This window comes from Pantoea sp. At-9b, from assembly GCF_000175935.2.
Classification (GTDB): Bacteria; Pseudomonadota; Gammaproteobacteria; order Enterobacterales; family Enterobacteriaceae; genus Pantoea.
This window is the reverse complement of record NC_014841.1, coordinates 302,854-318,111: the sequence shown is the minus strand read 5'-3', so window position 1 is coordinate 318,111 and position 15,258 is coordinate 302,854. Positions and strand designations below refer to the sequence as shown.

The following is a 15,258-nucleotide window of genomic DNA, read 5'->3' as shown; positions in this document are numbered from 1 at the left end:
TTTATGCGGCTTACTCTGTTGCCACAATGATTCTGCGATACGAGGTGAGAGACGGCGTTCCGCTATCGGTCACCGCGAGAATAACGTGTTCGGTACCCGGATGACTGACTTTTATCTCCGCCTGAGGCCCGCTCGCTTTCGTCACCTGCAAAACCGGCGGGGCGCTCAAATAGTCTTCACCACGCACCCCCTGAACTTGCCTGATATCGATTTGCTGCGAAATGGCCGAAGTTGCTTCAGGATAAGTGAACCATTTATAGCTGAGTTTATCACCGTCAGGATCTTGCGTACCCTTCGCATCCAGATGCAGGGTTTCGCCCACTTTTGCCTTGATAAACAGCGGCTGTTGGCCTGAAGAACCGTTCACTACCACGTGCGGGTTATGGTTACTGTGCTGGAAATCTTTGATGGTCCAGTCCATGCGCGCCGCAAAATCGTGCTGGAAGGCTTCACGCCAGCGCCAGATGGTTGCCTGATTGGAGGTATATTGCTGTCCATCGGCACCGGTCACTGTATCTGCGCCATTCGGGTTGCCGGGGAAAAAGTCCCCGCCACTGGTCCAGATGGGATGGGGTTCGTTTTGCGGCGTGCGCACGATGTAACGTCCGCCCCAGCCACCCCAGCCCGGGTTCATGTCGCTGGCAAGTCCGTTGCGGATCAAGCCGAGAAAGGCGGGCGTATCACCTTCCATGATAAAGGCGTATTGCAGGTAGCCTTTGCCCATCGGCCCTTTACTGCGGATGTTTTTGTCCAGCCAGGATTGCGAAACCGTGGTGAAATCTGCCCCTGCACCATTGCGGTAATAACGGTCACCGCTGATCCCAGTCCAGGTCGCGCGTGCATAATCCTCACCTTTCTGGTTGGAAGGATCCACGATGTAGGTGATATTCGGGTAGTGAGCACGAATCCAGTGCCCGGCGTCATCCTGATCCGAGATGGAATAGACGATCAGGTTCTTCGTCAGTGCGGCGACCTTGTCAGCGGGATGGTTGGCCGACAGGGCGGTCAGGGCTTGCGCCAGGGTGTTAGCGCCGCCCCACAGGTTGATATACAGCGGATGCTTGCTGTCCGTCGAGCGTTCAATTGCTTTGACCAGCAATGCGGAGCCTGCCGTGGACTTCCCGACGCCGACAGCGGCCATACCGTACTGAGCTTGCCCGGCGGCAATCAGCGATTTGAGTGTCGCAGCGCTCGGATAATCTGGCTTGTGTTTCAGCAAGTTAGGTTGCACCTCGGCATAGTGTCCCACCACCCGTTCCATCATGTCGGGGCTGACTTTACTGCGTTGCCAGGTCGAGGTGGTGGCGACTAAACCTTCAATGTTCATTTCATTGCTGTACAGCAGAAAACGCGTGAGTGACATCTGATCGTCAGGTTCGTTACCAATATCAGATAACACAAATACCCGTGGTTTCGTCTGGAATGGCACTGTTTTGGCCGCGATATCCTGCACCGTTTCGGCCGCCAGGGCATTGAAGGGGGCAATAAAAGCGACAGTCAGGGGGAGTAAGGCCAGTGTGGTGTACTTATTATGCGGTTTCATTGGTTTCCTGTTGGTTTGCCAGTAAATATTCTGCCAACTTAGTTAACTAAGGAAACAAAGTAAAAAGAACCCTGCCAGAATGATGTTCAGATCACAAAAAATTAACCAATCAGTGGGGTGATGGCATCCGAACTTAACCGGACCAGGCCTTTCATGCTGTAAAACCGCTGCGTTTTGATGTAGCGCAGTTGCAGGGTGTTGATATGCGGGCTGGGGTGGCTGGTCAGCCGTTCGGCGATGTGCGGGATAAAGTCGGCAGGCACATCATCGAAAAACTCACCGGTCAGAATCACTTGCTTAATATTGTGTACCGGTGCCGTGCAGTGAATGGCAAAAAGTAGCGCGTCACTGCTGGCAGCAATGTGTTGGTCATCAGGCTGGCCGCTGAAGGCAAAGGCCTTTTCCAGCCCACCGGGATAAGGAAGATGCACAATTTCAGGGTAGAAACCGTTATCGCCAAACACCGGTTTGCCATCAACATAGTAGCCAAAACCGAGACTACCGAAGCCGGGCATCAACGCAATCCACGATCCTGTTAGCCTTTCGGTTTTCGCCAGCATATAGCTGGAGCACCAGGCAATGTTCACCACCGCCACACTCAATGCGCTGGCTGCCATCAGTTGGCTTTTCAGGGGAATATCCCGTTCAAGAAACGCCGGACACCATTTGACCACCCCGGTATCCTGCTCAATGCCGCCCTGTAAGGCGATACCAATGTGTTTCAACCGTGCGGCATCAATGCCGGCGTGATGACATAAGCGGGCCGCCAGCGCCTGAACCTGTGCGATAAACAGCGGCAGCGTGACTGGGGTGTCAAACGTGATCTGTTCTGTGGTCAGACTCGGCTCCCCGGTGTGGTAATCATTGAGCGTCGCTTCCAGCGTCAACTCACGCACCATGATGTTGAGGCTGAAGTATTGACGCTTACGCGCTGCCAACAGCGTCCTCGGTCGCCCGCCGCCTGAACTCAGTTGCTCCGTCTGTTCAATAACCCCTTCTTCCAGCAAGGCATTGGTGAGTTTGGTGATGTAAGGACGAGTGACTTCAAGCTGCTCGGCCAGCGAAATACGCGATTCGGGCGCGCTGTGCAAAATGTTCAGCAGTTGATGCCTGAAGTTCATAAGTTTCTCACAAAACACAGTTGGGTATTGAAGGGTTCACTGGCGGCACCTCAGTCACCGTCACGGACAGAATTCCCCTCCTCAAATGCCGAGCGAATGGCCTTGATGACCCGCTCCGCACGTTCAGTATCGGCCAGGACGGGATATTGCTTTTGCAATTTGCCAGAAACCTGCCAGCCGTTCTCTTTGATTGAGCGGATAATGCGATTTGCATCCTGGTCCGGCATTTCCATAATTTCTTTAAGCCGTTCTTGTGCTTGCTGAAAAATCACCAACACGCGGGCTTCATCCGCCATTTCTTTACGCACGGTGTATTGTACAACGCGCGATATATACAGAACGTGTTCAGTTAAGTCCGGATAACGCCAGGCGAAGCAGGCGTCTTCATAATCATCGAAATAGAAGTTGCTGGGGGTGCCATCATGATAAGTGACTAATTCCCCAAATCGGTATGATGTGGCATAGCGTTGCATAAACCGCTGTGAAAAGACGTCAAGTGTACGATCATATCCGGCCCGGAAATCCAGCGAACTGGTGATTGTCGCCGATACCGGCAGGATCACGCCCTGCGGGATAGCCTTATCGCGTAGCAACGTGTCATTAATGAGAAACCGATGAATGCGACCATTACCATCGCGCATGGGATGGATATAAACAAAGCCGAATGACAGCACTGCCGCGCGGGCCAGCGGCTCGGCACCACGCGTTGCTGCTTCAAATGCATGAAGTCCGGCCATGAACTGTGGCACATCGTCAAATCGCGGGGCAACATAATGCACAATGTCTTCACGCATTGTTGCCTGACCAACAAAAACCGGGGAGCGACGCAGGCCAAGCCCAATAGCATCATGACCGAGGATCCCTTTTTGCAGGGTATGTAAACTGGCATCACTCAGGGGAGCGTCAATACGGCCACAGTACTGCGCGATAACATGGGCAAAACGCTGGATACGGTCCGCCTGACCGGCTTCCTTTTCAATCAGAAAGCTGGCCCGTGACTCTTTGAATGTTAACCAGCTGGCGGTACGCAGCAGAATGTCGGCACCAAATAAGTTATCCAGATCTTGCAGTGCGCGGTGCAAATCAAACTGCAATGCCTCCTGGATGGCGGCTGTGCGCCGCACCAGGGGACAGAATACGGCGGTCCCCGGCAGATTATTATTGATCCTCCAACGCTTCACCCGCTGCAGTGTGGTCCGGGTGAGATAATCCTTTGACGAAATCGCATCGACATAGCGGCCATTGCTGACATCGGGCACATCCAGCTGTTGTCCGGTAAGCCATTCATACAGGAATCCAGTACGTCTGGCATACTGACCAAAAGGCTCCTGTCGGCACCAGGCTGCAACTGGCTCAGGACCAACGACCGCGAACAGTCGGGCAAAAAACTCCAGATGAATCTCTTCATACTTCAAACCGAACTCGAAATGACCGGCGAAGTCATCGGCAGGTTGGTAACTTGGCGGGTATCGGTTTTCTATGTATCCATTACGCTCATGGCTGGCACGCACGGTACCAATGCATGACTCAACACGCAGAGGCTGTGCCAATTCGATGCCATACCTTTCGGCGAGAACGACTAAACCTATATGCATCGCCCAAATCCCCTAACAACAGCGCGAAAATGATATCAATATCTCAATTTAGCGCGAAAACGTTAAGAAGAGGAGCATGAAAAGGGTAACGGTAAAAAAAATTCACTACTGAAAAGGCGGATTTCAACGAAAACGTTAATTTTCCGATAAATTCATGACCGAACTGATCCACGCCAATCCCACCGGCACGTATCTCCGTAACCGATGTGAAAATCAACTTCACGCGATGACGGTTTTTTCCTCAATGCTGAGTTTGTCGGCTCTGCTAATTCTCAGACTTTACTGCTTTTTTCAATCGTACACGTATTGTATACTTTCCAGTAAATGTCTTTAGGGTGAGTAGCAAGTGACCTCAGTAAAACAAGCCTCTGCAGAAAAGTTAGGTGAACTGGCCTACCAGACGCTGCGCCGGATGATCCTGGAAAAGACCCTGCGCAGCGGCGGGGCGGTGGTTGAAGGGCGACTGGTTGAAGAACTCAATATTTCCCGTACCCCGCTGCGTGAAGCGTTGTTGCGACTCGAAGGTGAGGGATTGCTGGTCAGGTCGAGCGCTCGTTCTTATTCCGTGCGCTTTATCAGCGCGCAGGAATATTTTCAGATCATGAAAGTGCGAGAGTTGTTGGAAACCGAAGCCATCGCGCTGTCGATCAACAAGATTGAACCTGATGTGATCAATCAGCTCGCCGAGCAGGTTCAGGCGCTTTCGCCAGGCCAGCCAGAACAAGCCTACTGGGATGTCGATGATATCGTGCATACGTTGTTCGCCCAGCACTCCGGGAATGCGGTGCTGGCGCGGATGATTGAGCAGGCACGTACTCAGAGTCGCATGTTCGAATTGATCACACCTTTCAACCGTATCGAAGAAGATCGTGCCGAACATCTGGCGATTCTCACTGCGTGGAAAAGCGGGGATGCCGTCGCAGCCAGCCAGGCAGTCAGAACGCATATCAGAAATCTGTCAGCCTTTGTGCTGAAACGGATCACTGAAGGCAATTAATCGCAGCAAGGGTATGCGTCAGACGCATACCCTGTCAGCCGCTTATTTAATGGCGCCGGGACAGCAAGGACACCCCTCAACATGCAACGGGTTGCGCACTTCCGCGCCCGGTTTACTGCGCAGCAACACCGGTTGAAAACTGACTTTTCGCTCGGCGTTTTTCTGGCAGATTGGGCAGGGCGCGGGTTCATCGCGCGCTGCTACCGAACGGCGCAATTCAAATGCGCCGCAGTCGGAACAGAGATAGTCATAGTAAGGCATCGTGCTCTCCTACCACTTACCCACTTCACCGCGCGGGATAAAACGTCCCTGGCCGGTTTTGCCCACCCATTGATCATCGCTAACCAACAGCTCACCGCGCAACAGGACTTTTTTCACTTTGCCCTGCACCTGGTGTCCTTCGAACAGCGTGAAATCTACGTCGCTGTGTTGGGTCGCAGCGCTGATGGTGTGCTTTTCGTTGGGATCAAAGATGACGATATCGGCATCACTGCCCACCGCGATGGTGCCTTTTTGCGGGAACAGGCCAAACAGCTTGGCCGGAGCCGTGGACATCAGCTCGACGAAGCGATTGAGTGAGATACGGCCACTGCGCACGCCGCCGTCATACACCACCGTCATACGGGTCTCGACGCCGGGTACACCGTTCGGGATTTTGGAGAAATCGTTGGCTCCCAGCGGTTTCTGATTAATTTTTCCTAAGTGACCTTCCTTCATGCAATACGGGCAGTGGTCGGTGGAAATCAGTTGCAGATCATCGGTTTTCAGCGCTGTCCACAGTGCGTTTTGCGCTTCTTTCGAGCGCAGCGGCGGACTCATCACGAAACGTGCGCCATCAAAGCTGTCGGATTCGTCGCTGTCAGCGTAAGAAGACTCATCAAAGAACAGATAATGCGGGCAGGTTTCCGCGAACACCGGAATGCCGAGGTCACGTGCTTCCACCACATGTTTCAACGCTTCTTTTGCCGAAAGATGGACAAAGTAGACCGGCGCTTCGGCCAGTTCCGCCAGCTTGATGCCGCGATGGGTTGCTTCCCCTTCCAGCAGCGCAGGACGCGTCAGGGCGTGGTGGCGCGGTGAAGTGTGCCCCTGTGCCAACGCTTCCTGAATCAGCAATTCGACGATGGTGCCGTTTTCCGCATGCAACGCCACCATGCCGCCATGCTGACCAACCATGCGCATCGCCTGGAAAATCGCCGCATCATCGGACATCACCGTCCCCGGATAAGCCATAAACATCTTGAAGCTGGACACGCCTTCATGACGGATGGCGTAGCGCATATCTTCCAGCACCTGCTTATCCACCTCGGTGATGATGACGTGAAAGCCATAATCAATGCTGGCGACGTTATCCGCTTTCGATTGCGCGCGCTCAATGGCCTGCAACGGGCTGGTGCCGTGGTTCTGCAAGGCAAAGTCGATAATGGTGGTGGTGCCACCATAGGCTGCCGAACGGGTGCCCGATTTAAAGTTATCGGCAGTGACCGACGGGCCAAAGGTGTTTTCCATGTGGGTATGGCAATCCACGCCGCCGGGGAACAGCAGCATGCCGCTGGCTTCAATCACCTGGCAGTTGGCACCAGGTTGCAAATTGAGGCCGATGCTGACGATCTTTTCATTCTCGATCAGGATGTCGGCGTGATAATCGTCCACCGCCGTGATAATCCGCCCACCGCGAATCAGGGTACTGGTCATGTTGGTCTCCGCTTGTGCTTAGGGGGTAGCCGTAAAGGATTGAGCAAAGGTCAGCGCTGTCGCTAACCGCTGACGCTGCGCGTCATCGACGGCAGGTACCGGCGGGCGCGGCATGGCGTGAGGAAGATGCCCGGCAAGATGCAGACAGGCTTTGAGGCGGGCATTGGCGTGCGTGCCCGGCCAGGTGCCGTAAATCTCTTTCGCCAGCGGATAGACAAACTGATGCAGGCGCTGTGCTTCCGCCAGGTTTTGCTGCTGCATCGCGTTGTACAGTGCCACCACCAGCTCCGGCACCACCGCTGCGAGGCTGACCAGGCTGCCATCGGTGCCGAGGGCAAAACAGGTCAGCAGATGTTCATCGCCTGAGGCCATCACCGCCACATGTGGCGCAACTTCACGCACCAGCCGCAGGTTTGCCTCATAGGTGGCGGTTTCCCAGCTACCTTCTTTCACCGCTACCACGTTGGGCAGGCAAACCAGTTGCTGCAACAACGCGGGGGGATACGCCATGCCACCGCTGTTGACCCCTGATTGGTACAACATCATCGGTAAGGCCGCGTTGGCGTTGGCGATACGGTGGTGATTCAGTACCGTTTTCTCATCGGTGGAAAGTGTCCAGGAGTAGGGGGGGAACAGCAAAATGGCATCGGCCCCGGCGGCTTTGGCATCGTCAGCCTGCGCCTGGACATCAAAACTGTCCTCGGCGTTAAGACCGGCTACCAGCAGTGTTTCCGGCGGGCATACCTGGCGCGCCAGCGTCACCACCCGTTGTTTTTCCTCACGCGACAGCGCGAAGTTTTCACCGGCGTGGCCGTTAATTAACAGCCCGCGAATGCCCGCCACCTGTGAGACCTGACGTAAATGCGCGATCAGGCTTGCTTCATCAATGTATCTGCCGCTCTCGTCCATCGGACAGACCGTTGCCGCATACACACCCTGGTAATGGTGTAACTCTTTCATTTTATTATTAGCCTCTGGATAAGGATGCGACTGCGTGGTCATCTGTGGGCAGCAGTCGTGATGGATCAAAAAGCGGCATTTCTGGCTGCTTGCCTAAAATTTGCTGCGCCAGCAACTTGCCCATATAAGGCCCGCTGGTATAACCGGAGTGGACGCAGCCAATGACGTAGAGATCCGGGTGTTGTGCCAGTGGCCCAATCATCGGCATCGCGTCTGCGGTTTCCGACTCCAGACCCAGCCAGATACGGGCGACGCGGGCGGAAGCCAGTGCCGGAACGGCATGCTGCCCCAGTCGCAGGTTGCCGATCAGGTTTTCGGGGATGGTTTCCCGGCCGCCCAGCTCACGTGATCCGATACCCTGCCAGCCACCGCCAATCACCACGGTGCCGTTGGCAAATTGCTTCATCGATAACAAACCATTGGCGATGCTCAGTACTGAGCGCATTACGGGCGGCATTCTTTCCGTGACAATCAGTTGGTTGATCAGGGTTTTCACCGGGATAGTGACGCCGACCATCGCCAGCATCGGCTCCAGCCACACACCGCCTGCCAGCACCAGACGGCTGGCCTCGATCGTTTGGCTGCGATCGTCATTGGATACGCGATAACCGGCGTTTAGCCGCTCAATATGGCCGACGGAAAATTGTTCGATGATGGTGACACCAGCCTCACGCAGCGCCGCATAGAAAGCGCGTCCGGTCAGATAGGCGCTGGCAAAGCCATCGATCTCACAAAAGGCCGCCGCTTTGATGGATCCATTGATGCCCGGATCAACGTTCATCGCCGCCTGCGGTGAAATCACCGAGATATCCGCACCATACTCACGCCGGGCTGCGGCACGTTCCTCCAGCATCGCCACCTCAGCATCGGTGAAGGCGAGCGATAAACCGGGGGCATGGGTCGCGAGTACGCCCTGGCCGAGCCAGGTTTCCGGCCGCATCCACATCTCCCACGCTTTCATGGCGTAGGGCACCAGCGCGGCACGGGTCATATGCAGCGTGAGCGTCCCGGCATTGACGCCGGATGCACTGCGGCACAAGGCATTGCGTTCCACCACCACCACGCGCATCCCGGCTTTTGCCAGGAACAACGCGGTGGAGCAGCCCATGACACCGCCGCCGACAATACAGACATCAAAGCGTGATGAAGTCACAGTGGGGCCGCCTTAGGAATTGGGATATCCGCATAGTCATAGTCGCCGGTCATATCGCTGATGGTAAGCGGGCGCAATGGGGTGCGGGGTGAGAAGATGCCCACGGTTTCTCGCGATACGCCCAGTTTGGTTGCCAGCAGTTCGGCGGCGATATCACCACAGGTACGCCCCTGGCACGGCCCCATACCGCAGCGCGTCCAGGCTTTCAGTTGGTTAACATCGTGCGCACCGGCTGCGCAGGCTTGCTCGATCTCCGCGCGCGTCACGTCTTCGCAACGGCACACCACGGTTTGCGGCGGGATGCTCTCCACGTGACCTTCACGCAGCGCCATCATGGCGGCCATTTTCTGCCCAAAGCGGGCGGCGTGCTGCCAGGCTTTGCTGAGGCTTTCAGCTTCCGGTGCTGACCCGACGTTGCCCTGGATCAGACCGACACATGCCAAACCGACGCGTTTACCCTGTTCAATGGCCGCAGCGGCACCACGAATACCGGCACCGTCACCGGCAACAAACAACCGTTCACGGCTGGTCTGACCGTTTTCATCGGTCTCGGCGATCCAGCCACCGGCCTCGCGTGAGTAATGATGTTTGGCATGCAGCAGACGCGTGACATCGCTGGAAGGCGTCAGGCCGTGTCCGACAGCAACGCAATCCACCAGAATTTTCTTCGTTTCACCGGCAACAGGCCGTGCCGCTGCGTCACAGGGGGCGAGCTCCGCCAGCAGCTGATCGCCCTGCGCACTGACTTTCACCAGCGTATGACGTGAATACACCGGGGTTCTGGCGCGTAGAATCGGCAGACCATACGCCAGGCTTTGCTTGAAAATCGCCGGACGGCGCAACAGGGCGGGAGCCACACCAAGCCATTCGCTGCGTGCGGCGATATCGACAATCGCCTTCACGTCACCGCCTGCTTTGAGGGTATTGCCCGCTACCGCCACCAACAGGGGGCCACATCCCGCCACCAGCGTGGTTTTGCCCGGCAGGGTACGCTGCGATTTGAGCAGAATGGTGGCGGCGGCCAGCCCGATCACGCCCGGTAATGTCCAGCCTTCGAACGGGACGACACGTTCGGTGGTGCCGCTTGCTACCAGTAGCACTGTGGTGGTGCAGGCAACCGAACCGTCCGGCCCAAGGGCATCGACACGATAATCGCCGGTGACTGCCCACACCACATGCCCCAAAAAGAGGCGCACCTTGCTCCGTGATAAGGCATCGCGCAAGGTTTCTCCGGCCCTGAATTCAGCGCCATCCATTTTTGCGTCGGGCATGATCGGTGCACGGTACACCTGTCCACCGGCGGCGGCGTTTTCGTCGAACAGCGCCACCCGCAGTCCTTTCGCTGAAGCCAGCAGTGCCGCAGAAATTCCCGCCGGACCGGCACCTAACACGATCAGATCATAATGATTCATAAGGATCGCTATCCGGAACAGAGTGAACAATCAAATCCGCGCTGGCCTCAGTTTTGCAAGCTAGTACCCGCTTACCCTCCACCATGACCAAGCACTCCTGACACGAACCCATCAGGCAGAACATGCCGCGCGGCTGATGTTGATGGGGACTGAAGCGTAACGTTTTGACGCCGCTGGAAAAAAGTGCGGCGGCAATGCTTTGGCCCGGTAATGCCTGATATCCCTGATTGTCAAAAACGAAACGGACGTTTTTCCCTGAAGTGTGCTGCATAACGTCTCCCTTTTTGGTCGACAACTGCTCATTGAGACTTGACAAGATGGAAGGCATGGTATCGTATACCAATCGTATATGTAAAGCATACGAAGTTTATATCGTTGGTCATTTGCCAACACCAGGGTAAGCAATCAGACGACACCGGGAGTTAAATAATGAGTAAAATTAGTATGTTAGGAAAGCTGGTTATCGCGAGTTGTATCGCCAGCGCGCTGTTGGGTGCCGCAACCGCCAACGCCAGATCGCTGGATGAGATCATGAAATCCAAAACGCTGATCGTCGGCGTGAACCCCAATCTTCCGCCGCTTGGGGTGTATGACGATAAAAATCAGATCTCGGGTTTTGATGCGACGGTAGCGAAGAAAATCGCCGATTCCATGGGGGTGAAACTGGAGCTGGTGGCGGTAGGATCGAATGACCGCGTGCCCTTTATCATGTCGGACAAAATTGATGCGGTGATGGGCGGAATGACCCGTAACGACGATCGCATGAAGGTGGTGGATTTCACCGATCCGGTTAACACCGAAGTGCTGGGCATTCTGACGACCGATAAAAAACCGTACAAAAAATGGCAGGACCTGAATGACCCGGCGGTCAAACTGGTTCAGGTACGTGGTACCACGCCGATCAAATACATCCAGGACAATATTCCTAAAGCCCAGCTGTTAATCCTTGATAACTACCCGGATGCGGTACGCGCCATTGCGCAGGGCCGCGCGGATGCGCTGATCGACGTGCTCGATTTCATGCTGGATTACACCAAAAAATATCCTACCAAGTGGCATGTGGTGGATGACCCGATTGAAGTGGATTACGACTGTATCGCCGTCAGCAAAGGCAACACCGCGCTGCGCGAGAAGTTAAATACCGAGATTGCCGCGCTGCATAAATCAGGCTTTATCGGCAGCAGCTGGAAGAAATGGTTTGGTCACGCCATGTTGCATGACCCAACTGCCTCGCCGACGAAATACTGAGTTTCGTTCTGATTTAATCGGGCGCCCGCAGTTTGGGGCGCTCTTTAGCGATTGAGCGTTGTTCTGATGAACCTGAATTTTTTCCCCATTCTTGATCAACTGCCTTACCTGTTGGGCGGTGCCTGGATCAGCCTGCAACTGGCAGTACTGGCGTTCGCCTTTGGTATGGTGATTGCGATGATCTGTACCAGCATCCTGCGCTATGGTCCTAAACTGGCGGGCAAATGTATTAACGCCTATGTGGTGTTTGCCACCAATACCCCGCAACTGGTGCAGATCTACTTTCTGTTTTTTGCCCTGCCGGAAGTGGGCATTTTGCTGTCGCCGTTCACTGCGGTGCTGATCGGTGCCACCTTCAATGCCGGGGCGTATTTATGTGAAATCCAGCGGGCGGGTTTTGATTCGGTCCGTCGCATGGAGATTGAAGCGGCGGAAGTGCTGGGCTTTTCCCGCGTGCAGATCATCCGTTACGTCATCCTGCCGCATGTCATTAAGGTGATGTTTCGACCGCTCTCCAACCAGTTCATTGTGATGACGCTGGGCACCTCGATGGCCTCGATGTTTGGTGTCGAAGAACTCACTGGCCGTACCTATAACCTGAGTTCGCAAACCTATTTGTCCGTGGAATCCTTCTCCGTGGCTGCGGTGATTTATATCGCGATCACCATCGTCGCCACCTTTGCCCTCGCCATTATGGGGCGGTTTCTTTTCCGTGCCAGAACAGGGGTATTTTGATGAGCTACGTTGACTGGTCGGAAATCACGGGTTTGTTTTCGTATTACAACCTGTTGTTATTATTGCAGGGGTTAGGCATTACGCTGGCGCTGTCGGCGTTTGGCTGCCTGATCGGTTTTCTCGCGGGCTTTGTGCTGGCGGTCACGATTAACACCAAAGCGGCGCTGTTGTCGCCACTGCGCGGTGTGGTGCATGTTTACTTCTTTATCTTCCGGCGTATTCCATTCCTGGTGACGTTATTTCTGGTGTTTTTTATCAGCCAGTATTCCGGCCTGCGCTTCTCCACCTTTACCGTGGCGCTGATCAGCGTATGTATTATCGCGGCAGCCTACCTTGGCGAGATCATCCGTAGCGGACTGGAGTCGGTGCACCATAACCAGTGGGAAGCGGCGGTGACGCTGAACTTTTCCTATTTGCAAACGCTGCGTTACGTGATCATTCCGCAGTCCCTGACGGTGGTGATCCCACCGACTTTTAGCTTCTTCGTTATGTACATCAAGGACACGACGCTGGCCTCGCAGATTGGCGTGATGGAACTCACCTCCGCCAGCAAAATCCTGTCGGATAAAGGTTATTCGGCCACGTTAGTCTATGCCGTGGTCCTGATGCTGTATTTCATTGTGTCTTATCCGTTATCGCGTCTCGGTAAGCGTCTGGAGAGAAAAATTGCCACAGCTCGACATCATTAATTTAAAAGCCGCCTATAACGACCAGCCGGTACTGGAGAACGTCACCTTATCCGTGGAGAAGGGTGACATTGTCAGCCTGATCGGGCCATCCGGCTCCGGTAAAAGTACGCTGCTGCGGGTGCTGATGGGCTTGCTGCTGCCGAAAGAGGGGCAGGTATTGCTGGAAAATAACGCGGTGGATTACGCCAACAAAGGCGAATTGCGTCAATTGCGCGAATCGATCGCCATCGTATTCCAGCAATACAACCTGTTCCAGAATATGACGGTGCTGGAAAACGTGATGATCACGCCCACCAAAATTAAAGGCTGGCCGAAGCAGCAGGTGGAGCAGGACGCGCGCCGCTTACTGGAGCGAGTGGGGTTGTCACATCGCATCAATGCTTACCCGGACCAACTCTCTGGTGGTCAACAGCAGCGCGTTGCGATTGCCCGCGCACTGGCGCTGAAACCCACCATCCTGTTGCTGGATGAGGTGACAGCGGCACTCGACCCCGAGATGGTAAACGAAGTGCTGGATACTATTCGTGAACTGGCCTCGGAAGGGATCACGATGTTTATCGTCTCCCATGAGATGAGTTTTGTCCGTGAGGTGTCCTCCAAGGTGGTGTTTATGGCCGATGGCCAGGTGGTGGAGACCGGCTCGCCACAACAGGTTTTTGATGCCCCGACCCACGAACGTACCCGTCAGTTTGTTAGCAAGATCTTACGTCACTAAGGAATATGCTTTGAACCAGCCTGTAGTCAGCCAGCTTAATCCCCCGCAACGCCTGTTAATGGGGCCTGGCCCCATCAATGCCGATCCGCGCGTACTGCGCGCGATGTCTGCGCAACTTATCGGACAATACGATCCGGCGATGACGGCGTATATGAACGAAGTCATGATGCTGTATCGCTCGGTGTTCCGTACCCGCAATGACTGGACGTTGTTAATTGACGGCACATCGCGTGCCGGCATTGAGGCAATCCTGGTGTCAGCGATTCGGCCCGGGGATAAAGTGCTGGTGCCGGTGTTTGGCCGTTTCGGCCATTTGCTGTGCGAAATCGCCCGTCGTTGTCAGGCGGACGTTCACACTATCGAAACCCCATGGGGTACGGTGTTTACCCCCGACCAGATTGAAGACGCGATCAAACGCGTGCGGCCCACCATGCTGTTAACCGTTCACGGTGATACCTCAACCACCATGCGTCAACCGCTGGAGGAGTTGGGGGCGATCTGTCGGCGCTACGGGGTGCTGTTTTATACCGATGCCACTGCAACGCTCGGGGGGAATCCACTCGAAACTGATACATGGGGGCTGGATGCCGTCTCGGCCGGGATGCAGAAGTGCCTCGGTGGCTCCGCCGGTACGTCGCCCATTACCCTGAGCGACCAGATGGCCGACTCGATTAAACGCCGACGCCATGTGGAAGCGGGGATCCGCGATAGCCGTCATCAGGATGGTGACGAACCGATCATTTCGTCCAACTATTTTGACCTGGCGATGATCATGGATTATTGGGGTAGTGAGCGGCTGAACCATCATACCGAGGCGACTTCAGCGCTGTACGGCGCCCGTGAGTGCGCACGCCTGATTGTGCAGGAGGGCGTGGAGGCGGGCATCGCCAGACACCAACTGCATGGTGACGCCCTGCGTGCCGGGGTTGAAGCGATGGGATTGACGGTGTTTGGCGACCCACAACATAAGATGAACAATGTGCTGGGGATTAACATTCCTGACTCACTGGATGATCAGCAGATCCGCGCATGTATGCTTAACGATTTTGGTATCGAAATCGGCACCTCATTCGGCCCGTTACAAGGCAAAATGTGGCGCATTGGCACCATGGGCTACAACGCGCGTAAAGACTGCGTGTTGCAAACCCTTGCGGCGCTGGAAGCCACACTTAATCGATATGGTTTTAAAACGGTGCAGGGCGCAGGGATGGAAGCCGCCTGGCATAGCTACGCTAACTGATCGTAGCGGCGCAATTTATTGCGTGTCACTGCTGGGGCCAGGCGCGATAAATCGCGCCGCTACAGAAGAGGTGCGATCTGGATTTCAGCAGAATTCGTAAGCATAGCTGGCGGGTATCGTCTATCTTTACCCGTTGTTAGTTAAGCTATTTACTG

15 protein-coding genes are annotated in these 15,258 nt (G+C 55.1%); 6 read left to right on the top strand and 9 right to left on the bottom strand.

Features of this window, described 5'->3' with window-relative positions; genetic code table 11:
• Positions 1 to 10 precede the first annotated feature (10 nt).
• From PAT9B_RS28770 to PAT9B_RS28760, 3 genes are all read right to left on the bottom strand, one after another.
• The gene (locus PAT9B_RS28770) at positions 11 to 1,543 is read right to left on the bottom strand and encodes a DUF1593 domain-containing protein (protein ID WP_013512807.1); all 1,533 of its coding nucleotides are present in this window, start codon (positions 1,541 to 1,543) and stop codon (positions 11 to 13) included.
• A 101-nt stretch (positions 1,544 to 1,644) separates the two neighbouring features.
• Entirely contained in the window at positions 1,645 to 2,664 is a 1,020-nt protein-coding gene (locus PAT9B_RS28765; protein WP_013512806.1) for an ROK family protein, read from the bottom strand.
• Between the two features lie 50 nt (positions 2,665 to 2,714).
• A complete protein-coding gene (locus PAT9B_RS28760) occupies positions 2,715 to 4,259 on the bottom strand; it encodes a Fic family protein (RefSeq protein ID WP_013512805.1) in 1,545 nt (514 codons plus the stop codon).
• Between the two features lie 346 nt (positions 4,260 to 4,605).
• On the opposite strand from PAT9B_RS28760, the gene PAT9B_RS28755 reads away from it, so the two are divergent.
• Entirely contained in the window at positions 4,606 to 5,256 is a 651-nt protein-coding gene (locus PAT9B_RS28755) for a GntR family transcriptional regulator (protein ID WP_013512804.1), read from the top strand.
• A 42-nt stretch (positions 5,257 to 5,298) separates the two neighbouring features.
• Here PAT9B_RS28755 and PAT9B_RS28750 read toward each other — a convergent pair whose 3' ends face one another.
• The 6 genes from PAT9B_RS28750 to PAT9B_RS28725 are packed head-to-tail and all read right to left on the bottom strand — an operon-like array spanning position 5,299 to position 10,747.
• The gene (locus PAT9B_RS28750) at positions 5,299 to 5,517 is read right to left on the bottom strand and encodes a zinc ribbon domain-containing protein (protein ID WP_013512803.1); all 219 of its coding nucleotides are present in this window, start codon (positions 5,515 to 5,517) and stop codon (positions 5,299 to 5,301) included.
• Positions 5,518 to 5,526: 9 nt separating this feature from the next.
• Positions 5,527 to 6,951 carry a dihydropyrimidinase gene (hydA, locus tag PAT9B_RS28745; protein ID WP_013512802.1) on the bottom strand — a complete coding sequence of 475 codons (1,425 nt, stop codon included), beginning with the start codon at positions 6,949 to 6,951 and terminating at the stop codon, positions 5,527 to 5,529.
• Positions 6,952 to 6,969: 18 nt separating this feature from the next.
• The gene (locus PAT9B_RS28740) at positions 6,970 to 7,911 is read right to left on the bottom strand and encodes a dihydrodipicolinate synthase family protein (RefSeq protein ID WP_013512801.1); all 942 of its coding nucleotides are present in this window, start codon (positions 7,909 to 7,911) and stop codon (positions 6,970 to 6,972) included.
• Positions 7,912 to 7,918: 7 nt separating this feature from the next.
• Positions 7,919 to 9,064, bottom strand: a complete 1,146-nt coding sequence (locus PAT9B_RS28735; RefSeq protein WP_013512800.1) for an FAD-binding oxidoreductase — start codon at positions 9,062 to 9,064, stop codon at positions 7,919 to 7,921.
• Positions 9,061 to 10,476, bottom strand: coding sequence for an NAD(P)/FAD-dependent oxidoreductase (locus PAT9B_RS28730; RefSeq protein ID WP_013512799.1), 1,416 nt, complete (start codon positions 10,474 to 10,476; stop codon positions 9,061 to 9,063). The genes PAT9B_RS28735 and PAT9B_RS28730 overlap by 4 nt, the downstream gene beginning before the upstream one ends.
• Positions 10,463 to 10,747, bottom strand: a complete 285-nt coding sequence (locus PAT9B_RS28725; RefSeq protein ID WP_013512798.1) for a (2Fe-2S)-binding protein — start codon at positions 10,745 to 10,747, stop codon at positions 10,463 to 10,465. Before PAT9B_RS28725 ends, PAT9B_RS28730 begins: the two co-directional genes overlap by 14 nt.
• A 158-nt stretch (positions 10,748 to 10,905) precedes the next feature.
• On the opposite strand from PAT9B_RS28725, the gene PAT9B_RS28720 reads away from it, so the two are divergent.
• The 5 genes from PAT9B_RS28720 to PAT9B_RS28700 all read left to right on the top strand — a co-directional run bounded on the left by PAT9B_RS28720 (position 10,906) and on the right by PAT9B_RS28700 (position 15,103).
• A complete protein-coding gene (locus PAT9B_RS28720) occupies positions 10,906 to 11,724 on the top strand; it encodes a transporter substrate-binding domain-containing protein (RefSeq protein WP_013512797.1) in 819 nt (272 codons plus the stop codon).
• A gap of 66 nt (positions 11,725 to 11,790) precedes the next feature.
• Entirely contained in the window at positions 11,791 to 12,459 is a 669-nt protein-coding gene (locus PAT9B_RS28715; RefSeq protein ID WP_013512796.1) for an amino acid ABC transporter permease, read from the top strand.
• Positions 12,459 to 13,148 (top strand): amino acid ABC transporter permease, encoded by a 690-nt coding sequence (locus PAT9B_RS28710; RefSeq protein WP_013512795.1) that lies wholly within the window; start codon positions 12,459 to 12,461, stop codon positions 13,146 to 13,148. The genes PAT9B_RS28715 and PAT9B_RS28710 overlap by 1 nt, the downstream gene beginning before the upstream one ends.
• On the top strand, positions 13,126 to 13,863 hold the full coding sequence (locus PAT9B_RS28705; protein ID WP_013512794.1) for an amino acid ABC transporter ATP-binding protein: 738 nt from the start codon (positions 13,126 to 13,128) through the stop codon (positions 13,861 to 13,863). Before PAT9B_RS28710 ends, PAT9B_RS28705 begins: the two co-directional genes overlap by 23 nt.
• A 58-nt stretch (positions 13,864 to 13,921) precedes the next feature.
• Positions 13,922 to 15,103, top strand: a complete 1,182-nt coding sequence (locus PAT9B_RS28700; protein ID WP_049792267.1) for an alanine--glyoxylate aminotransferase family protein — start codon at positions 13,922 to 13,924, stop codon at positions 15,101 to 15,103.
• The last annotated feature ends 155 nt before the right edge of the window (positions 15,104 to 15,258 follow it).